The organism is Asaia sp. W19, assembly GCF_003994335.1.
Lineage (GTDB): Bacteria > Pseudomonadota > Alphaproteobacteria > Acetobacterales > Acetobacteraceae > Asaia.
This window is the reverse complement of the sequence record NZ_PNQZ01000067.1, coordinates 40,181-61,908: the sequence shown is the minus strand read 5'-3', so window position 1 is coordinate 61,908 and position 21,728 is coordinate 40,181. Positions and strand designations below refer to the sequence as shown.

Here is a 21,728-nt window from a genome sequence, read left to right as displayed (position 1 = left end):
ATATCAATCCGTTTCGAGTGACAGGGGCGGCTGCGCCCAGAAACCGGGACCGCCCCGTGCATAGGTCGGGAGCACAGTCACGTCAGAGGTGGGCCGCCACATCATTGCCCCCTCATAGGTAATGAAGGCTGGCGTCCCGGCCTCGGCACGAGGGAGCATCGGCCCCACCCGCCCCAGATACCAGGCTGCGACAATCTCGACCGAGACCTCGTGGAGGGCTTTTTCGGCCCGGAGCCCGGAGGCCGCGTAATCTTGCGAGCGATGGATGCCGCGCTGCCTCATGGCCTCTGCCAGAAGGCGATAGCGCGCGGGGAATTCGGGATGTCTGGCCAGAAGCGCCACCCAGACGCGGGGAACGAGGGCCTCATCAAGATCCTCATGGCCAGTCAGCGCCATCGATACCGAATGAAAGTCAGGCGGACAGGCGCCCGCTCCAGGCAGCGCCCCGAAGCGTGCATCAGAGCGCGCATCAGAGCGCGCATCAGACGCGGCTCTTGTCAGGGCGGGAAAGGCAAGAAACGGCAGCGCCGCCACACCACAGCCCAGAAACCCCCGTCTCGTTGTGTTTACCATGAGATATCCTGCCATGACGCTCCGATTGGAGCCCGTTCTCCTGCGGGGCGGCTTTAGTCGGGAAACCGCCTGAAACGATTTCTCATGCCCTCTACCGACATTCAGGTCGGACTGAGGGAAAGACCTCACCTGTCGTCACGCCTGTTTGATCAGGCACCCGCGCTAATCGGCGTTACTCTATCCGTACGGGTGGGACGCGAACGATCATCGTAATGATCTGATCTCATCATCACGGTGGGACGGGGACATATGCTGGACAAGATCACCCCGGAAAATGGCCGACGAAAACGTGCGACATTGCGGGATATCGCTGCCCTGGCTGGCGTAGGCACGGCAACGGTCGAGCGCGCTCTGAATAATCGAGGCAATGTGCGCCCGGACACCTGTCGCCGTATTCTTGGTATCGCGCGTGATCTCGACTATTTTCCCACCCTGCCAAGCCTGCATCAGGGTGTCCTGAGGGTCGATGTTCTGCTGGTGCGTCCCGACACGCTTTTCTACTCGCGGCTGAGCCAGTCTTTCGAGAAACTCGCCGCCTCACTCGGCAAGGATATCCAGATCCATCGCAGCTTCGTACCGGAGAGCGATGTCGAGGCTTTTGCCGCGCGGATCCAGCAAGCACCCTATCCACGTTCCGCCCTCATTCTTGCCTGCCCCTCCCATCCGGTCATTCTCGATGCCCTCAAGCGCGTGGCGGATCAGGACATGCCTGTGATCCAGCTCATGTCACGCAATCTGGCGAGCCTGCCCTATGTCGGGATCGATAATCGCGCGGCAGGACGTACGGCGGCTCTGTGCATGACACGCAGTCTGAGGCAGCGTCCCGGGTCGGTGATCGCGCTGTGTCATTCCATGGCCTATGCCAATCATCGCGAGCGTATCGAGGGATTTTCCGAATATCTCGCGAACGCGCCCTCACCCCACCCCGAACTGAGCGAAGTCCTCTTTGATCGCGACGACCCGGAAGAGGCAGCCCGCCTTTTGCATCAGGCCATACGCGACCGTCCCGATCTGGTGGGGGTCTACACGGCCGGTGGCGATAATCTGCGTATCGGCGACGTTCTGCGTCGACATGCCGCACGCCGTCTTTGCTGGATCGGGCATGAGGTCAATCCGATCACGCGCGGGTGCCTGATTGACGGCACAATGGATTTTGCCATCGACCAGACCCCGGAAACGCAGGCGGGGCTCGCCTTGCACCTTTGTTTGCAGAAGCTCGGGATCATCCCTTCCCTGATCGGGTTCGACCCGCCGAAATTCCGCCTGGTGACCTCGGAAAATCTCGACTGAGACAACACCCTCTGCCGAAACTATGACCCCGCTCAGAGAGGATGAACCGCGCGGGGCAGACAGCGTCCTCCGCATAAGTCCGGTCGCAGGACAGTATTGGAAAATGCAAGGCCGCAGCCCTGCGTAGGAAATGACTGCCCGGAAAGCAGGCTGAAGACATGAGGCGGATCAAGTAATTTTGAGGCACCTTTCAGGTCGGCTTCGCCCTCCCGATGATGACAAATAATGTCATCCTCTTTATCTCCCAATGCTCATGGAACGCTGCAAGAAAAATTTCACTATTCAGGATCCACCCCTCAAGCAATTGTTGAATGACAGGCGAAACGGCGCTTTCAAACCGCTCCCGCGTCTTGTCCGATAGTCATGGGAGTGGCCTGACGCCCCAAATCAGCTTTGTGCCGCCTTACTGGCCGATTGAATAGAAGCCGCGGAGCGACGCCTCATTTCTCGGCTTTGTCTCCGGCCGCGCTCATAGCAAGCCCGTTCACCTGGCCTGATTTTTACGGCCTATGAGAGAATCAAGAGAGCATGTTTCTGAAGAAAACGACCCTCGCCCTGCTGTCGATGACCACGTTGAGCTGCATTGCCATGGCCCGCGCCGAAACGCCGGGCACGACCTCCGTGCAGTTGGAGATGGTCCCGCGCTACACGCTCACCTGGCCTGCATCGCTCGGTACTGTCGATATTTTTGCCTCGCTGACACCCGATGCTTCCGCAATGAGGCCGGTGCAGCACCACGTGACAGCCCAGACTGCTCAGGTCACCGCCCCTTTCGCAGGAACGCATCGCGTCTACTTCTTCATCAAACCGGTTTCTGGCAAAGGCGGAGAATGGATAGCGAACCGCGTTCTTCCGCTCGAGGGCGTGGCGAATTTCCGCGATATGGGCGGCTATGAGACAGCCGATCATCATCATGTCCGCTGGGGAGAATTCTACCGTTCTGCAGCGCCGAGCGGCCTCACACCGGCGGATTACACGCTCGTCGATACGCTCGGCATCAAGAGCGTGACCGATCTGCGCACTCAGGCCGAACAACAGAAACAGCCGACCCATTGGCAGGGGGCGTCTCCTGCTTTCTTTCCCTCGGACAAACCGACCCTGCCCGCGGACATGACCGACCGCTCAAAGCTCGCGACGCTTGATGAGCCTCAGGCAAAGGCGCTGATGGAGAGCTTCTATACAAAGATGCCCGCGCTCTACGCACCCGAGCTCAGAGGGATCTTTGCCCGTCTTCTGGCGCATCAGACGCCCACACTGACCCATTGCACCGCCGGCAAGGATCGCACCGGTTTCGCCTCGGCGCTAATCCTCTACGCGCTGGGTGTGCCGGAGGAGACGATCCTCCATGATTACGCCATGAGCGGTGATCTGCTGCGGGCCCATCTGACGCCAAGCTTCAGGGCGGCCATGGCCGATCATCAAAATGGAGGCGCTATGGCCGCCTCGCCCTCCATGCGCGCGATGCTGAATTCCGACCCCGATTATCTCAAGGCGGCGTTCGCCTCGATTAGGCAGCATTACGGATCGATCGACGCCTATATGGCTCAGGAAATTGGCGTAGGCCCGCAGGAAGTGGCCACGTTGCGCCGTCTCTATCTCGATTGAGCATTCTGCGCCTCGTCATGCCATGACCATGGAGCAGCGCCGGTTTGCGTCATGTTCCTGACCCGCTTGTCAGGCAAGCGCCACTGCATGGCAGGGCGCAAGGCATGAAAAAGGGGAGAGCCAGAAACGGCCCTCCCCTTCTGCGCACCTTATTCCGGAGATGTGGCTCAGCCCTTCTGGGAAAGCACCGCATCACGGATGCGCTGACCGATTTTTTCGTCCACCTTGCTCCAATAGTCGAAGACGCGCGACAGAACTGGCTCTTCTACACCGCCGGAGATATGGCCTGCAGCGTTCTGGACCAGACGCTCACGGGCCGCGTCGTCCATGACCTTGTTCACCAGAGCATTGGCCTGGCTGAAATCGTCGTCATCGGGGCGCAGCGTATAAGCTGCACGTACGAACTCACCATCGGCCGCCCAGACCGCATTTTCGGGGAAGCGTTCAGCGTCCGCCACCGGACCACCCTTGGAGTTGGGCACATAGACCGGATCGGAAGCGTTATGTGAGCGCATGGTCCCGCCTTTGGAGTAGGAATGAACCGGGCATTTCGGCGCATTCACCGGGATCTGCTTGTAGTTTACCCCGAGGCGCGCACGATGTGCATCGGCATAGGCGAAGGAGCGCGCCAGGAGCATCTTGTCCGGCGACAGACCCGTGCCGGGCACGTGGTTGTTCGGCTCGAAGGCCACCTGCTCGATCTGCGCGAAGAAATCCGTCGGGTTGCGGTCCAGAGTGAGCTTGCCGACCTCGATCAGCGGATATTCACCCTGCGGCCAGACCTTGGTCAGATCAAACGGATTGATGTGATAGGTCTTGGCATCCTCATAGGGCATGATCTGCATCTTGAGCGTCCAGCTCGGGTTTTCACCGCGCTTGATTGCCTCGTACAGATCGCGACGGTGATAATCCGCATCGCTGCCAGCCAGCTTGTCAGCCTGATCCTGCGTCAGGCACTTGATGCCCTGATCGGTCTTGAAGTGATACTTGACCCAGAAACGCTCACCCGCCTCATTGACCCAGAGATAGGTATGGCTCGAGAACCCGTCCATGTGACGCCAGCTCGCGGGAATACCGCGATCGCCCATGAGCCAGGTGACCTGATGGGCGGATTCCGGGCTGAGCGTCCAGAAATCCCACTGCATGTCGTTGTCGCGCAGACCGTTATCGGCACGGCGCTTCTGGGAATGGATGAAGTGCTGGAACTTCATCGGGTCGCGGACGAAGAAGACGGGCGTGTTATTGCCCACCATGTCGAAATTGCCTTCCTCGGTATAGAACTTCACCGAGAAGCCACGCGGGTCGCGCCATGTGTCCGGACTGCCCGACTCACCGGCCACCGTGGAGAAACGAACGACTGTCTCCGTCTTCTGGCCTTTTTGCAGAAATTTTGCCTTGGTATAGGCGCTGACGTCATGAGTGACCTCGAAATGACCGAACGCGCCACCACCCTTGGCATGGGGCTGACGATCGGGGATCATCTCACGATTGAAGGTTGCCATCTGCTCGATGAGGTAGTGGTCGTGCAGGACAATCGGGCCATCGGCCCCGACACTGAGTGAATAATCGGTGCTGGCGACGGGTGCGCCTGAATCGGTTGTCGCGGGTTTGATGTGCGCATCAGACATCAGAATTCTCCAACAAGGATGACTGACATCATAAACGCCAGCACCGGAGTCGGTTCCGTTCTTGACTTATCGGGATATTCTGAAAATCCCTTTGATACACTGAGGAAACCTATCAACAGTTGAGAATGAAAATCATCTCTCAGTCATTATTGCTTGCAGAAGACAGCGCAATTGTTAACGTTTCTTAACAGGATCAAGTATTCAACGCAGAACATCCGGGCCTGTTCCATGGCCTGAGAGCGGTTTTCAGGTTTCTTCCCGATCTGGCGGCGGAAAAACAGCCTCGTCCAAACGGGATTGCGCTGGCGCGGACGCGGCGCGTCCTTGCAATCGGCATCCCCTCGCGTGGTCTCAGTTGCAGTGAGGATGGTTGGGGAAGGCCTGTATGAGGGCCTGACGCCCCTGAGGAGAAATGCGGGCGGTAGCGTCAATCAGGGTCATGCCGAAAACCGTCATGAAATCGTTCCATGAGACCTGCCAGTCCCGAAAATCAGCCTGAACCCTGTCCAGAGCGAACTCGGGCGCCAGCACCGCCTTGTCGAGTGCGGCACGTTTGACACCGATAGCGAGCAACTGGTCCCAATAACGGGGTTTGTCCTGCTGGAGCACCTGGGCGAATTTCTTCTGATCCTCGCGCGGAAGGCTGGCGATCAGGCCATTGATCGTGATGCGCCGGTCGATACAGACAGGGGAGCGGTTCTGGGCATAACGGATTCCCAGAAACGAGAGAAAAAACAGATTGAGCATGATCGAGGCGAGAAGCACGCCACGCGTGATCCCGGAGCTTCGCCTTGCTGCCCTCACAGACCGACCCCACCAAGCGCCGTATTCAGAACCGCCATGGTGGCGCTATCCAGAGCGTGGTCCGGCGCGGCCAGACCGAGCCATACGCCCCCAAGGCAGGACAACATACACAACCCGACAGCCGCCGGGCGCCATTCAAGACGCTCCGCCATGGCCTCAATTGCTGCGACAAACCGCACCCATAATCGGGTCTCACCAGATGAGGCCTGCCCCCTGGGCATGAATGAAGCCTGCACAGATGAAGCCTGTATCTGCGCCATGACCGAGTGCCTCACCCTCTGCGCCGCATCCGTTAGGGCCGCCTCATTCTGACGCAGTGCCAGAGCCTGTGCGATGTCGCTATCGAGCATCCGCTCCTGCGCAAGGATATCGCGCGCCTGCGAACTGATCTCACTCAGGGCTCGCGCGGAGGCGCGCTCCTCTTCCGGCCAGCGCTCGAGAGCGCCTCCATAGGACTGGGCCAGAGATGTGAAGCGCTTAATATCCATCATGAAGACCTGGGGTTCCATTTAGATCTCATTCCTAACATCTCTTTTCGAAGCCGTGAACGCCCAGAACTCAGCAGACGCTCGACCCTTTTCCTTGAGATGCCCATCAGGCGTGCAGCTTCGGTACCCGTATGGTCCTCGCCATAGACGAGGGTTATCGCCTCTCTTTGTTGCACGGGAAACCGATCCACGGCTACCGCCAGCATATTTTCCCATTCCTTGCGCGCTGCCTCTTCCTCAGGATTCTCTGACTCGTCGATCACATCGAAGGAGTCGGGGAGCGGATCGAACTTGCGCTTGCGGGTAAAATCGATGCAACTGTTCATCACCACCCGGTAGAGCCAGGTGGAGAACCGGGAACGCGCGCTCTCATACTGCGCCGCACTCTTCCAGATCTTGATAAAGATCTCCTGCGAGATTTCCTCTGCGGCCTCCACACTGCCGACGATGCGCGCGGCAATGCGCACCACGTGCTGACTATGCCGGGAGACGATGTGACTGAAGGCCTCCTGATCGCCCTCGCCCGACCAGCGCATCAGCACCTCATCGGTCGCATGGGCATAGCTCTGCGCCTGACTGCTCATTCAGGCAAACCTGCATCATGCATCATCACATTCGTCAAAGCCGAGATCGTCATTTCCACCTGCATATGACGGACAGGACATCTCGGCGCAGCGCGGAGGAGACATCCTATCCCGCAGCTGATACGTGGCCGCCGCATGAACCGGCCGCCATCTTGGCTCGAAATAACATGAAGTTGAAGAGGGAATCACGCTCCGCTACAGGAAGCTGCGTCAAGGGGCGAGACCGTCCATCGCGTCTTAAGGCACGGGAAGGACTGCGCCTTATCCGTCTTCAATGATGATTTGCCGATACCCCCGCACGATTTCGCCCGCGGCTTTCCTCGTGGGTGAGGACTCAGGCAGCGAGACTGAAAGCCGTCGCGAAGCGCGTCAGGGCCCGTTCGCTCTCGCCGCCTTCTGCCCAGGACTCCAGACCGATCACACCGTGATAATCGAGACGTAATAATGCACGCGCAATCGCCGGATAGTGGATCTCACCTGTTCCAGGCTCGCATCGGCCGGGCACATCCGCAACCTGAATCTCACCGATATAGGGCAGAGCCCCCTCGATGAAAGCGATCAGATTCCCTTCTCCTATCTGCGCATGATACAAATCGAGCATCAGTCTCAGCGAGGGATGATCGACGCTTCTGACCAGCGCAAGACAGTCTTCTGCCCGCCCGAAGGGGACGCCGGGGTGGTCAATCTGGGCGTTGAGATTTTCCAGAACGAACATCACCCCGTGCCGCGCGCCCAGTTCCGCCAGACGACAGAGCGTATCCCGCGCGGTCATCCACATTGCGCCATCGGGACCTGCCGCGCAGGGCAGAACCGGCAATCCGTCTGGATCGAGCCCTGTGCCATGCAGGTTGAGCCTGGGTACGCCCAGTTCCTTTGCAGCATGAATGGATTGCGTGGCCGTACGCAACAGCTCGGCCGCACCATCGCGATCGGCGAGCGTACCCCGTACATAGCCCGTCATCGAAGAAAACACGGCACCCGTTGCGGCAAGTCGTTTGAGATCCTGCCGCGTCCAGTCCCATATCTCGACCATGAAGCCTTCCCGGGAGATATGCTTCACCCGCTCGATGAAAGGCAGATCAAGAAACTGCATCTCGGCACAGACGGCCAGGGGAAAGGGGCACGCTCCTGTTTCTACGCTTTCTGGCTCGGTCCTGGAGTAGGCATCGGGCAACATGGACGTTCTTCTCCCGTGAGAATGACGGTCTAGAGCTCGCCCGTCAGAAACTGCGCCCGTCCATGACCGAACGACCAGTGCGCGTCGTTATTCTCTACAACCGAGACCATGACGTCAGAAGGCTGCATAGCACAGCTCGCCTGCAAACGATCGGTCAAATTCTTGTAGAATTCGGCGTTCTTCTGATCGCCACGCGGACGTGTGAACATCTGCAGAAGTAATACCTTCTCGGTTCTCGGTATATCCAGCCCGGTATCCTCGACGATCAGATGGGTCTTCTTGTGCTCCGAGACGATCTGATAGCGATCCCCTCGGGGGACCTCAAAGGTTTCGAGCATGGCTTCATGCGCTGCATCGAGCATGGCCTTGATATCGCTCTCGCTGCGCCCTTCGACGACATGGAAATGCAGAAGCGGCATTGTGTTTCCCTGTTTTCAGAATTCATGCCCCCGTGCCATGCACGGGGGTGAGACGTCGCTCAGAGCGTGAGCCAGCTGCGGTCCTTATGGGACATCACGGCCGCATCGATCAGGCGCTGCACTTCCCAGGCTTCACGGAAATCCGGGCTTGCCGCGCGGTTCTGATCGATGGCGCGGATGAACTCTGCCATTTCGATCGTCTTGAGATCGTTGAAGCCCAGATGATGGCCACCCGCAACGCAGAAGGCGCCGTAAGGTGCATGTTGCGGACCGGACTCGATGACCCGGAACCCGTTGCTACGGGAGTTCTCGCCAACCTTGTAGTAATGCAGTTCGTTCATGCGCTCCTGACTGAAGGCAAGCGTTCCCTTGCTGCCGGAGATCTGAAAGGCGAGTTGCATGTTGCGACCCGTCGCAAGCCAGTTGGCCTGCAACGTTCCCGAGCATCCGCGCTCGAACGACACGATCATGCGGGCAATGTCATCCACCCCCACCTCCTTGCGCTCGGCGGCCCCCTGCCTGACCGGTCGCGTCTTGATGGGCGTGTCGAGCTGGGCGAAAACCTGCGAAACCGGCCCGAGCAGAAAGCGTGCGATGGCGATGATATGGCTGCCCACATCTGCTATCGCCCCCTGCCCGCCCGCCGGGTCACAGCGCCACGACCAGGGTGTTTCGGGATCGGCCATGAAACCCTCGGCGTGGATCCCGTTGAAATCGGTGATTTCGCCCAATTCCCCCGAAGCAATCATCTCGCGCGCATATTTGAGCAGAGGGTTCTTGAGGTAATTGAACCCACTGGCGGTTCGCACCCCCGCCTTCTCGGCAGCAAGCATCATTTCCTGTGCATCGGCGGCGCTGACGGCCAGCGGCTTTTCACAATGCACATGCTTGCCTGCGGCGATGGCGGCAAGCGCCATTTCCTTATGGAACAGGGTCGGTGTGGTAATCGAGACGATATCGATCTCCGGGTCCGCAACCAGGTCCCGCCATTCCGTCATGGCTTTCTGAAAGCCGAACTGATTCCTGAACTGCTCGGCCCGGGCGCCGTCGATATCGGCCACCGCATGCAGAACGGGTCTGGAGATATCATCGAAGACACTGCCGGCGGCCTGATAGGACAAGGCATGTGCCTTGCCCATGAAACCGGTGCCGATCAGACCGACGCGAAGAGATTTGCGCATGATCCTGTTCTCCTGCTCAGACGTGACGGGTCGAATTGCTGGCGACCGAAGAGGATGCCGCAGAGAGCGTGCGATGATTGATCATCGTGTCCTCGATCTTTTCCAGCGCAACGCCCTTGGTTTCGGGCACAAACTTCATCACGAACCACAGGGCGAACAGGCCCAGGATCGCGAACAGCCACATCGAGAAGGCGCCATGGAACTGCTCGGAGAGATATTTATTCTCGCTCAGCATCGGGAAGAACTGGCTAACCACGAAATTCATGCCCCATTGCGATGTCACGGCCAGACTGATGCCGACGGCACGGAAGCGATTGGGGAAGATCTCGGAAATCAGGATCCAGCATACAGGCCCCCAGGAAAGGCCGAACATGAGCATGAAGACGAGCATGCCCGAGAGCGCCATGAGCCCGGTGGACTGGGTGTAAAGCCCCCAGGACACCACAAGCAGACCGAGCACCATGCCAATCGAGCCCCAGAGCATGAGTGGCTTGCGACCATGACGATCAACGATCCACGCGCCGATGACGCAGCCGGCCAGCAGGGCGAAACCGATCCAGATTGTCTGGAACAGGGCGGCCTGGAGACTGCCGCTGGTCGATTTCAGCACCATCGGGGCGTAGTACATCATGACGTTGATGCCCGTGACCTGCTGAAGGGCGGCGATGCTGGCCCCCACGAAAATGATCCAGCGTGCACGCGCGTCGCCTAGAACCTTGGTGAAGCCAAGCGAGGATTGCGCGACTGCGCCCAGGGACTGCTTGATTTCGGCGTGAAGGTTACGGGCGTGATGCTCGTTGGAAATACGGGTAAGCGTCTTGAGCGCCTCGTCATGCCGACCCTTGAGCACATGCCAGCGCGGTGATTCCGGAATGAAGAAGATCGTGGCGCAGAACAGGATACAGGGCACGATTTCCGAGCCGAACATCCAGCGCCACCCCATGTCGAGCAGCCATTCCGGCGTGGCAGAGCGCGCGATCAGGTAATTGACGATGAATACCACGACCTGACCAAACACGATCGCGAACTGTTCCATGCTGAGCGCACGGCCACGCATGTCCTTGGGCGAAACCTCAGACATGTACATGGGGGAGACTGCCGAGGCGACGCCCACAGCGATACCGCCCAGCATGCGATAGACCACGAACCATGTGAAATCAGTCGCGAGCGCCGTTCCCACGGATTGCAGGCTGAACAGAAGGGCGCAGATGAAAAGGGTCATGCGCCGACCCAGACGATCGGCCATTGTACCCGAGATCATCGCACCGACCATGCAGCCGATGACAACGTTGGACACCGCCCAGCCAGTCTGTGCGGGAGAAAGGTGAAAATACTCCTGCAGGGGGGAAATCGCCCCCGAGATCACCGAGGTATCGTAACCGAAAAGGATACCGCCCAGGGCAGCGATGGCGCAGATACGCAGCACATAGCCCACATCATGGCGCTCCGAAGACACCATGACCACGTCTTTTACTCTTCTCATCGAAGATTCTCCTTCTCCGGCGCTTCATCGCCGGGCGGGATATTCATTGAACGGGTTGAGATGAGCTCTTGTCGGATCCTGTGCGCCCTGTGCTGCAAGCGGGCCGCTTCCTGTTTGACGCGGCAGATCCGTCCGGCTCGTTTTCGGGTCTGACTCTCCTTTTTCCGGAAAGGTCAGACCGTGTAGAGGGCCGGACGGGCCGACATTTCAATCGGCTCGATCCGACCGCTTTCCTGCGCCTTCACGCAGGCATCGGCGGCCACCGAAGCGCAATAACCGTCCCAGGATGTTGCGCCGTTGAGCTTGCCTGCCTTCACGCCATTGATGAAATCCTGCAGTTCGACGTCATAGGCTGCGATGAAACGCTCCTTCCAGTCCGTCATGATTTCAGTAGAAAGCGCGGCAGATTTGCGCAATTCAACGGCGGGCGGCATGGGCAGGCTTGCCTCGCCCAGTTCACCGACCACTGCGCATTTGATGTCATAGCCGTACTGACAGTTCACGAATATTTCGACATCGATACGTATGCCTTTTTTCGTCTCGAGCAGCACGATCTGCGGATCGCGCATATGCTCCATGGCCATACCGCTGCGCCGTGGGAAAATGACCTGCGCGCTGACATAGTCATCGCCCAGCATCCAGCGGAATACATCGAGCTCGTGCACCAGCGTATCGGTGATACCCATATCGGTCTTGTAATTGGCCCCCACGCGCTGGTTGCGATGGGCGGCATGAATCATCAGCACTTCGCCGATCTCACCCCTGTCGATCAGGGCCTTGAGGGCACGATACCCTGCATCATAAGGGCGCATGAACCCGACCTGAACGAGACGCTTGCCATGGGCGGCCTCGGCCTCGACGATCTTCAGACAATCTGCGGCTGTCGTCGCCAGCGGCTTTTCACAAAAAACATATTTGCCGTGTCTGATCGCCTCGAGCACATAGCGTGCATGCGTACCACCCCAGGAGGTGACGATCACCGCCTCAACCTCGGGGAGAGCGATCAGAGCCTCCCCATCTTCGGGTACCTTGGCACCGGGTGCGTATTGATCGGCCACTTGCCGGGCGCGATCCAGATTCACATCGGTCACGGCCACGATCTGCGCGCCCGAGAGGGCCTGCATACAGCGGCGAATATGGTCTTCACCAATGGCACCCGTGCCGATAACACCAATCTTGAGGGTCATGTCAGCGCACTCCGCTTTTCCGGATCAGTAGGGAAGATGGGCCTGGTCGGGATCCATGGAGAATTTCCATGCCCGGCGCGGACCCGCCATGACGTTGAGATAATAAAGATCGAACCCGTGTGGCGCGCCGACCGGATGATAGCCCTTGGGCACCAGAACCACGTCGCGATCGGCCACGGCCATGGCCTCATCGAGCGACCCATCCTTGGTGTAGACGCGTTGAAGCGCGAACCCGCTGCCGCGTTTCAGGCGATGGTAATAAGTCTCTTCCAGATAGGTCTCGTTCGGAAAATCATCTGTATCGTGCTTATGCGGCGGATAGCTGGACCAGTGGCCGCCGGGGGTAATCACTTCGACCACCAGAAGCGTTTCGGCCTCTGCCGTATCAGGCAGGATATTGCGCACAAAGCGCTGGTTCGTACCCGTGCCGCGCGTCAGCTCCCCTACGTCCTCGGGACGGATCACGCGGGCTGGGTATTTTCCTTTGGCAGGTGACGCGCAAACGGCGAGTTCCACCGCGGTCTCGGCCTCGACACGCCACTCTGCACCGGAGGGCAGATAGACCGACCAGGGCGCGCCGCTGAAGGGGTCCATGCGCTCGCCCAGCACGCCGAAATCCTCTCCGGCGCCGATGATGCGTGCCTTGCCACTGACAAGCACAAGGCAGACCTCATTCGGCCCGGTACGATCAGATACGTGTTCTCCTGCCTCGAGTGCGCGCACATTGAAACCGATATAGCCCCAACCGGCGCTCTCCGGCGTGACGGAGACGGTGCGTTTTGAGTCATCGCGCTGATGCGAATGAACCAGAAGCTTTGAACTCATGACGCAGCCCCTTTGATATGGCCGGTCGCAATCAGCGTATCCATCAGATAATTGCGACCCATACGGGCATAGACGAGCGGATTGGCGAGTTCGGGGTCCTGCTCGGCTTCCAGCACGATCCAGCCTGCGTAATCCGGCAATTCGCGCATTACCCGGGCATAATCGATGCAGCCATCGCCAGGCACGGTGAAAACGCCCGACAGCACGCTGCGCAGGAAGCTCCAGTCGTACACATCGGCCTGGGCGCGCTTGAACGGACGGATATCCTTGCCATGAACATGCCCGATACGCTCACGATAGGAGCGTGCCAGTTCGGCAGGGTCCGAGCCGCCCCAGAGGGCATGGCCGGTATCGAGCAGCAGCTTCACCGAGGGACCTGTCAGATCCATGAAACGCGCAATGTCCTCACGCGACTGCACGACCGTGCCCATGTGATGGTGGTAAACGAGGTCGATGCCATGATCGGCCAGGAAACTGGCCACCACCGTCATGCGCCTTGCGAATTCGGCCCATTCCCCGGGCTGAAGGTAGGGACGTGCCGAGAGGGGCGTGTCGATCTGGCCATGAATGGCATTGGAGGTTTCGGCGGCGATGCAGACCTTGCAGCCCATGCCCTTGAGCAATTCGAGGCGCGGCTTGAGCGCGGCGATTTCGTCATCTGCGCTGCGGGTGAGCAGTTCGGTGGACCACCAGCCAGAGATGAATTCCATACCGAACGGTTCGAGCGCGGCCTTCATCCCGGACACGGTCTGGGGGAATTTATGCCCCAGTTCCATGCCCTGGATGCCGGCCTTCCGGGCCTGGTCGAGACACATTTCGAGCGTGGTGGTCGCCCCCACCGACTGCATGTCGTCATTCGACCAGATGATGGGGTTGGCGCCGATCTTGATGGTCATTTCTGCCTCCTGAAACAGGGGAATTCGCCAGATTGTTCTAGTTGCCGATGCGCTGCGTGCCACGCTTGCGCTCATAGCCCTCGCGTGCCTTCGTGACCTGCGCGCGCTCCGATATTTCCGGCACGGCCACATCCCACCAGGCGCCCCCATCGGTCGTCGTGGGGGCCGGGTCGGTGTCGATCACGATCACCGTGGTACGATCGGAAGAGCGCGCACGCTCCACCGCAGCCGTCAGCGAAGGCAAATCAGGGACTTTTTCGGCATGCGCGCCCAGGCCATGGGCCAGTTGGACGAAATCGATCTTGAAGGGACGAACCTGACGGCAATCTTCCCAGAGATTATTAAACGGCGCGCCACCGCATTCCTGCTGCAAGCGGTTGATGCAGCCATAGCCGTGGTTATCGAGGAGCACGACGATCAGCTTCTGGTCGAGCAATACCGAGGTGGCGATCTCGGTATTGAGCATGAGCCAGGACCCGTCGCCCAGCATCACGATCACCTCGCGATCGGGGCAGGCCATCTTCACGCCCAACGCGCCTGCGAGCTCATACCCCATGCAGGAAAAGCCGTATTCCATATGGTAGCCGCCGGGCTGCTCAGCCTGCCAGTGCTTCTGGAGTTCGGCAGGCAGACCGCCCGCCGCACAGACCACCGTATCGGTGGGCCGCCCTGTGCGCTGTACGGCCCCGATAACCTGTGCATCGGTCGGCAAACCCGTCTGGCTGGCATCAGGCAATGCCTGATAACGGGCTGAAATCTCCATCCACTGGCGATAGGCGCGTTCGGCCTTGCCGGTCCAGCTGCTCTCGGCCCTCCAGCCTGTCAGACCGGCTTCGAGCGCTGAAAGGGACTTGCCTGCGTCGCCCACCACGGCGAGGGCCTGATGCTTGGTTGCATCGAAAGGCTGCACGTTAAGCGAGACAATTTTCATGTCAGGATTGGAGAACAGCCCCCAGGACCCGGTCGTGAAATCGGCCAGGCGCGTGCCCACCGCAATCACGAGATCCGCGTCCGCAGCCATCTCATTGGCCGCCGAGCTGCCACTGACGCCTATCCCGCCCATATTCAGGCTGTTGGAGGTCGGCAGGGAAGAGCGCCCCGCCTGCGTCTCGCCAACAGGGATACCCTTGGCCGCGCAGAAAGCCGCAAGCTGCTTTTCGATCCCGGCATAGAGCACCCCGCCTCCGGCAATGACCAGCGGCTTGCGCGACTGGCTGATGAGGGCAATCGCCTCTTCCAGCTCACGTTCATCGGCACCTGGGCGACGAACACGGTGGATACGCTCGGCGAAGAAGCTCTCGGGATAATCAAAGGCCTCGGCCTGCACGTCCTGGCACAGCGACAACGTAACCGGACCGCATTCGGCCGGGTCGGTCAGAACTGCCATAGCGCGCTGGAAGGCTGGAATGATCTGTTCCGGACGGGTGATGCGGTCGAAATAACGAGAGACCGAGCGGAACGCATCGCTTGCACTCACGGTGCCATCACCAAAATCCTCGACCTGTTGCAGCACCGGGTCAGGGATACGATTGGCGAACACATCACCCGGCAGAAGCAGAACCGGCAGGCGGTTGACATGCGCAACCGCAGCGCCCGTCACCATGTTCAGCGCGCCCGGGCCGATCGAACTCGTACAGGCCATCGCCTGACGGCGGCGCGACGCCTTGGCAAAGGCCGTCGCCGCATGAACCATGCCCTGCTCATTATGCCCGCGCAGGGTTGGCAGAGCATCGCGTGCACCGTGCAGGGCCTCGCCGATCCCGGCCACATTGCCATGGCCAAAAATGGCCCAGACCCCCGCGAAGTAGGGCTCGATACGCCCATCGATCTCGGTCTTCTGCGCGATCATGGCCCGTATGAGAGCCTGGCTCATGGTCAGACGAATGGTTTTCATATCCGTGTACTCTTTCCCTGACGTCACGCGCTGGCCCCGGAAAGCACCGCCTGATCGCGGGACTCCCAGGCATTCACGAAAGCTTGGAACCGACGGGCCATCTCGGCCACGGCCTGGTCGTCACTGGTCTTGCCGGCCAGCCAGTCCCGTGCGGGCTGAGCGAAGATCGTGCGGCCAATGGCGAAGCCCTTGACCCAGGGCGTGGCTGCCGAGGCCTTGAAGGCGTCCATCAGTTCCTCGGCCGGGGCATCGAGCCCCAAAATCACGACCCCACGGCAATGCGGATCACGCGCCTCAATGACGGCGCCGATCTTTTCCCAGGCCTTGGGGTCCCGCTGGCCCTCGAGCTTCCACCAATCGGGACGCAGCCCAACATCGTAGAGACGCGAGAGAATGGACGAGACGGTCTCCGAGGTCAGGGTGCCGTTCTTGCCCGCGATGATCTCGATCAGGATTTCCTTGCCGAGCTTGCGGCAGGCATCCTGCGCGCGGATCAGTTCACGTTCCTGACGCTGCTTGAGTTCTTCGGAGTCATCGGGATGGTAGAAGCACAGGCATTTAATGACCTGCTCGCCGGGCCATTCCACCAGATGCGCCCCAATCGAGCCGCCACATTCGAAATCGAGCGGGCGCGACCCTGTTTTCTCGATTGGGCGGGCGGTCCAGAGCCCGGCATGAGACGCTTCGAACAAAGCGTCCTGACCGTAGCGCCCGTCCATGAACACCCCAAAGCCGGGCCGACCCTGCGCCACGGATTTTGCGGCCGCAACTGCCAGCGTCTTGAATTTCGGGATACGGTCGAAAGAAGCGCCGGCGGCTGTCGCGATTTCCTCGAGCTGGAGACGGTGATCGCAAGCGAGCGCCATGATGGGCGTGGTCTGCGCGCGACGCGTCGTGACCCAGTGAAGATGGTTGATGGCCTCGTCACGGCGCAGGGCACGATGGGTGCTGCCCTTTTCCAGGAAATAGCTCAGCTCTTCCCAGGTCGGGATTTCCGACGAGCAGAGAAGACGCGACACTGCAAAAGCACCGCAGGCATTGGCGAAGCGGCAGCATTCGACAATCTTCTCGCCGCGCACCCAGCCACGCAGGAAGCCGGACATGAAAGCATCCCCTGCGCCCAGCGTGTTATAAACCTCGACCGGAAAACCGGGGCCAGAAATACCGTCTTCCAGGGATTGCGGAATAGGCCCTTCGAACACGACGCAGCCCATAGGGCCGCGTTTGCACACGATGGTCCCATCGGACACGGCCCGTATGGCGCGAATGGCCTCAAGCGTGTCCTCGCTACCGCCTGCAATATGCAGCTCTTCTTCCGTACCCACGATCAGGTCGCAATGAGGCAGGATCGTCATGAGATGACGGGTGACATTCTCGGATTTCACATAGCGTGATTCCCCGTCCCCGATACCGGCAAGCCCCCAGAGATTGGGTCGATAATCCACATCGAACACGACCTTGCCGCCATGTTCGTGCACGAGATCCATCGCCTTGCGCTGTGCCCTGGCCGAGGCAGGGCGCGAAAAATGCGTGCCGGTTACGACGACCGCTTTGGTGCGCGCAATCAGCGCCGGATCGATATCATCCTCATCGAGAGCCGCATCGGCGCAATCGGTGCGATAGAACAGGAGCGGGAAATTCTCCCGGTCACGTACGCCCAGAATGGCCAGCGCCGTAAACCGATCGGGATCGACGCGCACGCCATCGGTACAAACCCCTTCACGCTGCAACTGCTCGGTGATGAAGCGGCCGAAATGCTCGTGACCCACCCGGGTGATGATCCCGGATTTCAGACCGAGGCGTGAGGTGCCGATGGCAATATTGGCGGGGCATCCGCCCACGGCCTTGCTGAAACTCGCCATGTCTTCCAGACGGCCGCCAATCTGCTGTCCGTACAGATCGACCGAAGAACGCCCTATTGCGATGATATCGAGATCCTGTCCGCGCATCCCCGACTCCTGCAGCATGTTACGTTGCCTATGATAAGAACATACATTCTGTTCTTGGTCACGTCATAGAACGTACATTCCCTAATATTCTTTAATTTCCCACGGGGATGTGATTAAGCTCCGGGTGACCCGCCCTTGCGGTTCGGGGCCCTTCGCGGAGGCGCCTCGCTTTGATATGGAATATTCATTCCCTTTCTGGATTGCGCCACCTTGACCGAGTTCCCTGAAGACGCTTCGCCTACCCAATCCGATTTCGATGCGTTCCATCAGCGTCTGCGCGGCTGCTACGCCGATTTGCCCAAGCGTCTGGTCCAGCTTGCCGATTTCGTGACGGCTTCGCCCGATGAGGTGGCGCTTGGCACCGTGAGCTCTTTGGCCGGACAGGCCGGGGTGCAGCCTTCGACGGTGGTGCGTTTCGCCCGCACGCTTGGGTTTGCGGGTTTTTCGGACATGCAGGCGGTGTTTAGAGACAGGCTGCGTGTACGCAATGTCGCCTATCGCGACCGGGTCAACGCGCTGCATCGTGTCGATGGGGAGCCACTCGAAGCATCGGTCATTTTCAACGGCTTCTACGAGGCGGCCCTCGACTCCCTGCGAGCCCTGCAGGCGCATCTTCTACCCGATAGGCTGGAAGCGGCGGTCACGACACTGGCCCAGGCGCAATGCCTCTATCTGCTGGGGCTACGCCGCTCCATGCCGGTCATACGGTACCTGTCCTACCTTCTGGCAAAGCTCGATATACACCATCAGATCATCGGCCTGGAAACCGGAATGGAGGAGGAGAGCTTCGGCCATGCCGGGGCGCAGGATGCCGCACTCGTGCTCAGCTATACCGCCTATGCCCCCAGGACGATCGAACTGTTTCAGGCGCTTGAAGCGCGCCACGTGCCAGTTATCAGCATGACGGACAACGCAGCGAGCCCTGTCATCCCGCAATCGGGGCTGTGGCTCGAAGTGCATGAGGCGGATTTTCAGGGCTTCCGATCCAATGCCGCCTCGATGGTGCTCGTCTCGACCCTGGCCGCCGCCATTGCAGAAAGACGGGGCTAGAGCCCCCCCTATTTCCCGATACGCCCCATATCTGCGGCGCATGAAAGCGCTCAGGCAGCCAGTTCAAATTCCCGAACAAGACTTGTCAAGCCGCCCGCCATGGAAGCGAGGTTTCGACTTGCAGCCGCGCTTTGCTCTGCAATGGCTGCATTATGCTGCGTGACCTGTTCCATACTGCGCATGGCAATATCCAGTTCACCAATACTGGTCGCCTGGTCACGGGCAGCATCGGCAATATTCGCCACCAGCGTGCTCGTCTTGCTGAACTGTGCAAGTAGCCTCTGAAGCGCATCGCCGGTTTCCCGCACGGAGGAAACACCGGCCTGGACCTGACCGGTCGAACTCGCAATCAGGAGTGATATCTCTTTCACTGCCTCGGCTGATCGATGCGCAAGATTGCGCACCTCATCTGCGACAACGGCAAAGCCACGACCGGTCTCGCCAGCCCGCGCAGCTTCGACACCCGCATTGAGTGCCAGAATATTGGTCTGGAAGGCGATATCGCTGATGATCGTCACGATATGAGCGATGGATTTGGACGATCCGTCTATTCTGCCCATGGCCTCCATGGCGCGCGAGACCACAGATTCGGCGTGCTCGGCATCCGCCTTCGATGCCGCGATCACCTGATGAGCGTTCCGGGTTTCCTCAGTGGTTTCATGGACGCGCTGCGTAATCTTGACGAGGGCGGCCGCCGTCTCCTCGAGCGAGGCCGCCTGCTGCTCGGTGCGACGCGAAAGATTGTCGGAGGCTGTCGCCAATTCTTCGGTCGAATTGCCAATACTGACTGCCGAGCCGGAAACCGTGGCAAGAACCTGGGACAATTGCTGGACAGAGCGGTTAAAATCGGCGCGCAAGGGTTCGAGTTGCTCAGAAAAACGATGGTCGATCTGAACAGAAAGATCCCCGGTCGCCATGCGCGCCAACCCTGCTGCCAGACTATCTGTCGCCTCTCTCAACTGCCTCGCGGATTTCTCAGCTTCTGCTTGACGCTCCTGTCGTTCGGCCTCCTGAGCACGCCTCGCTCTCTCGGCCTCCGCCTCGAGTTCAGCCTTCTGGATAACGGCACGCCTGAAAACCTCCAGGGCTTTGGCCATCGTTCCGATCTCATCCCCACGTTCAGCACCCGGCACCGAAATCGACTGATCCCCGGTCGCGAGCGCCTTCATGACACCGGTCATTCTGACAACAGGCGATGCCAGCGCACGCATAAGACCAACCCCCATGAGGATTGCAATGAGGGTTGTGAGCGCCCCGCCCAATAACAGTGTTAGCACTCCGGTTTTATAGGCGTGAGCTGCCGCGGCACTCCGCTGTGCCACCGTGTTGCGCTCTGCCTTGATCAGATCCCCTACATAGCGGCGTATCGCGGTAAGTCTCGCGGTGTTGGCAACATTCACACGCACCTGAGGAATTTGAGCGGAGTCGGACATTGCGCGAACCGTCGCTGTCAACTGGCTCGTGAAACTGTCGATCGAGGCGGCAAGCGGGCGGTAATCCCGCTCGATCAGGTCGGGCGGCAGGTCTCTGGCAAGCCGCGCCATCAGCGGACCGATCTCAGCCTGATACCCGCTGATACGCCCGATAAACTGACCATTGGCGCTCGCGACGTACCCGCGCATGGCATTCTGACTTTCAACGAGTATGTCGAGAAGATCATTCAGCCCTGTGATTGTTTGCTGAGCCTGATCATTTTCCCGATCCGCCTTCTGTATTGCGGAGAGAGAGCGGAACGCCATGAAGGAGAAAACGACCACTACCGCGACAATGACGGAGAATGAGAGTGTCAGCTTTCCGAGTATCTTGATATTTTTCATCATCGCATCACCAGTCCGAGCGCAGAATGCCTCTCTGGAACTGACTAGGAATCAGAGTATTTCCTAATAGTTAAGAAACTTGGCCTCAACGATATTTCATGCGCCCCGCTGAGGGGAGCATTCAGATTCCGAAGCTAAACTGTGGCTTCTTACAGACGTTTCTTCGTTGTTGAAGTCCCGCTCTCATTCGGCGAAATGGCGAGTGGCGGAAAAGCACCATAAGCGTCGATCTGGCTGAAATAATAGGATGTTACGACGTCTATGCCGACATTGCGCACCATACGGTCCAGACCGAGTTGCTGATATTCCTGTGCGCGTAATGGCAGGCAGCATTCCAGAAGACGGCGCGCGCCTTTGGGTGAAATGGCGTAGGCGCAAAGCCCGAACCCCTGCAGCAGCCGGAAGAAACTCGCGTGGCGGTCCTGTAGAGGGAAGAAAGCAGCGTTTTTCTGCATGCGCTTTTCATCAAGCGTCACGACGCTTCGGGTGACGCCAGGAAGCGCATCCAGCGTGATGGGCGCGTTGAAATTATAGCCCAGCAGCGCGATGTCCCAGTCCGGGGGCAAGGTCGCGATCAGCCTGGTGCTCTCTGTCTCGAAATTCTGGCAGAGCAAGGCGTCATCTTCGAAAATCATCAAGGGCTCGCCCTGCTGTACCGCCCGGCTCCACAGGCCAAGATGAGACAGGGCCGCCCCGATGGCGCCCGGCGTATAGACCAGCCCCGGATCGGCCATGCCGCGTTCAACGAGACTCGCCAGCGGAACGCTTGCGCCCTCCGTACCCTCCACGCGCTCGATCGACGCAATATGCGCATTGCTGGCCAGGAATGCGCTTAGACGCGCCGTATCGCAGGCCCTGTTGATGACCAGTTTACGCAT

The 21,728-nt window shown here is 59.6% G+C and carries 19 protein-coding genes; 3 read left to right on the top strand and 16 right to left on the bottom strand.

Annotation, left to right across the window (positions count from 1 at the left end):
* Positions 1 to 3: 3 nt before the first annotated feature.
* Complete coding sequence (locus tag C0V97_RS14650) at positions 4 to 573, bottom strand: sugar dehydrogenase complex small subunit (RefSeq protein WP_158625438.1); 570 nt, start codon at positions 571 to 573, stop codon at positions 4 to 6.
* 249 nt (positions 574 to 822) lie between these two features.
* Here C0V97_RS14650 and C0V97_RS14645 point away from each other — a divergent pair, with 249 nt between their 5' ends.
* Both C0V97_RS14645 and C0V97_RS14640 read left to right on the top strand, forming a co-directional pair.
* Positions 823 to 1,863, top strand: coding sequence for a LacI family DNA-binding transcriptional regulator (locus tag C0V97_RS14645; protein ID WP_127103315.1), 1,041 nt, complete (start codon positions 823 to 825; stop codon positions 1,861 to 1,863).
* Between the two features lie 528 nt (positions 1,864 to 2,391).
* Positions 2,392 to 3,468 carry a tyrosine-protein phosphatase gene (locus tag C0V97_RS14640; protein WP_127103314.1) on the top strand — a complete coding sequence of 359 codons (1,077 nt, stop codon included), beginning with the start codon at positions 2,392 to 2,394 and terminating at the stop codon, positions 3,466 to 3,468.
* 167 nt (positions 3,469 to 3,635) lie between these two features.
* Here C0V97_RS14640 and C0V97_RS14635 read toward each other — a convergent pair whose 3' ends face one another.
* From C0V97_RS14635 to iolC, 13 genes are all read right to left on the bottom strand, one after another.
* Positions 3,636 to 5,096: a catalase gene (locus tag C0V97_RS14635; protein ID WP_127103313.1), complete on the bottom strand. Its 1,461-nt coding sequence runs from the start codon at positions 5,094 to 5,096 to the stop codon at positions 3,636 to 3,638.
* Between the two features lie 351 nt (positions 5,097 to 5,447).
* A complete protein-coding gene (locus tag C0V97_RS14630) occupies positions 5,448 to 5,861 on the bottom strand; it encodes a periplasmic heavy metal sensor (protein ID WP_127103312.1) in 414 nt (137 codons plus the stop codon).
* A 35-nt stretch (positions 5,862 to 5,896) separates the two neighbouring features.
* The gene (locus C0V97_RS14625; protein WP_127103311.1) at positions 5,897 to 6,391 is read right to left on the bottom strand and encodes a hypothetical protein; all 495 of its coding nucleotides are present in this window, start codon (positions 6,389 to 6,391) and stop codon (positions 5,897 to 5,899) included.
* On the bottom strand, positions 6,388 to 6,972 hold the full coding sequence (locus C0V97_RS14620; protein ID WP_127103310.1) for a sigma-70 family RNA polymerase sigma factor: 585 nt from the start codon (positions 6,970 to 6,972) through the stop codon (positions 6,388 to 6,390). The genes C0V97_RS14625 and C0V97_RS14620 overlap by 4 nt, the downstream gene beginning before the upstream one ends.
* Before the next feature lie 334 nt (positions 6,973 to 7,306).
* Positions 7,307 to 8,149 carry a TIM barrel protein gene (locus C0V97_RS14615; protein ID WP_127103309.1) on the bottom strand — a complete coding sequence of 281 codons (843 nt, stop codon included), beginning with the start codon at positions 8,147 to 8,149 and terminating at the stop codon, positions 7,307 to 7,309.
* 29 nt (positions 8,150 to 8,178) lie between these two features.
* Complete coding sequence (locus tag C0V97_RS14610) at positions 8,179 to 8,568, bottom strand: tautomerase family protein (RefSeq protein ID WP_127103308.1); 390 nt, start codon at positions 8,566 to 8,568, stop codon at positions 8,179 to 8,181.
* Between the two features lie 59 nt (positions 8,569 to 8,627).
* Complete coding sequence (locus tag C0V97_RS14605) at positions 8,628 to 9,749, bottom strand: Gfo/Idh/MocA family protein (RefSeq protein ID WP_127103307.1); 1,122 nt, start codon at positions 9,747 to 9,749, stop codon at positions 8,628 to 8,630.
* A 16-nt stretch (positions 9,750 to 9,765) separates the two neighbouring features.
* Complete coding sequence (locus C0V97_RS14600) at positions 9,766 to 11,232, bottom strand: sugar porter family MFS transporter (RefSeq protein ID WP_233582200.1); 1,467 nt, start codon at positions 11,230 to 11,232, stop codon at positions 9,766 to 9,768.
* Between the two features lie 173 nt (positions 11,233 to 11,405).
* Positions 11,406 to 12,419 (bottom strand): Gfo/Idh/MocA family protein, encoded by a 1,014-nt coding sequence (locus tag C0V97_RS14595; RefSeq protein ID WP_127103306.1) that lies wholly within the window; start codon positions 12,417 to 12,419, stop codon positions 11,406 to 11,408.
* A gap of 24 nt (positions 12,420 to 12,443) precedes the next feature.
* The gene (gene iolB / locus C0V97_RS14590) at positions 12,444 to 13,244 is read right to left on the bottom strand and encodes a 5-deoxy-glucuronate isomerase (protein ID WP_127103305.1); all 801 of its coding nucleotides are present in this window, start codon (positions 13,242 to 13,244) and stop codon (positions 12,444 to 12,446) included.
* Positions 13,241 to 14,140, bottom strand: coding sequence for a myo-inosose-2 dehydratase (iolE, locus tag C0V97_RS14585; protein WP_127103304.1), 900 nt, complete (start codon positions 14,138 to 14,140; stop codon positions 13,241 to 13,243). The genes iolB and iolE overlap by 4 nt, the downstream gene beginning before the upstream one ends.
* 37 nt (positions 14,141 to 14,177) lie before the next feature.
* Complete coding sequence (iolD, locus tag C0V97_RS14580; RefSeq protein ID WP_127103303.1) at positions 14,178 to 16,034, bottom strand: 3D-(3,5/4)-trihydroxycyclohexane-1,2-dione acylhydrolase (decyclizing); 1,857 nt, start codon at positions 16,032 to 16,034, stop codon at positions 14,178 to 14,180.
* 23 nt (positions 16,035 to 16,057) lie between these two features.
* Positions 16,058 to 17,983, bottom strand: a complete 1,926-nt coding sequence (gene iolC, locus C0V97_RS14575) for a 5-dehydro-2-deoxygluconokinase (protein WP_127103302.1) — start codon at positions 17,981 to 17,983, stop codon at positions 16,058 to 16,060.
* 210 nt (positions 17,984 to 18,193) lie between these two features.
* Between iolC and C0V97_RS14570 the strand changes: the two genes are divergently transcribed.
* Positions 18,194 to 19,033 carry a MurR/RpiR family transcriptional regulator gene (locus C0V97_RS14570; RefSeq protein ID WP_127103301.1) on the top strand — a complete coding sequence of 280 codons (840 nt, stop codon included), beginning with the start codon at positions 18,194 to 18,196 and terminating at the stop codon, positions 19,031 to 19,033.
* Between the two features lie 50 nt (positions 19,034 to 19,083).
* Here the strand turns inward: C0V97_RS14570 and C0V97_RS14565 are convergent, their stop codons facing one another.
* Together C0V97_RS14565 and C0V97_RS14560 are read right to left on the bottom strand one after the other, a co-directional pair.
* Positions 19,084 to 20,853 (bottom strand): methyl-accepting chemotaxis protein, encoded by a 1,770-nt coding sequence (locus C0V97_RS14565; RefSeq protein ID WP_127103300.1) that lies wholly within the window; start codon positions 20,851 to 20,853, stop codon positions 19,084 to 19,086.
* Positions 20,854 to 20,999: 146 nt separating this feature from the next.
* The gene (locus tag C0V97_RS14560; protein WP_127103299.1) at positions 21,000 to 21,728 is read right to left on the bottom strand and encodes a glycosyltransferase family 25 protein; all 729 of its coding nucleotides are present in this window, start codon (positions 21,726 to 21,728) and stop codon (positions 21,000 to 21,002) included.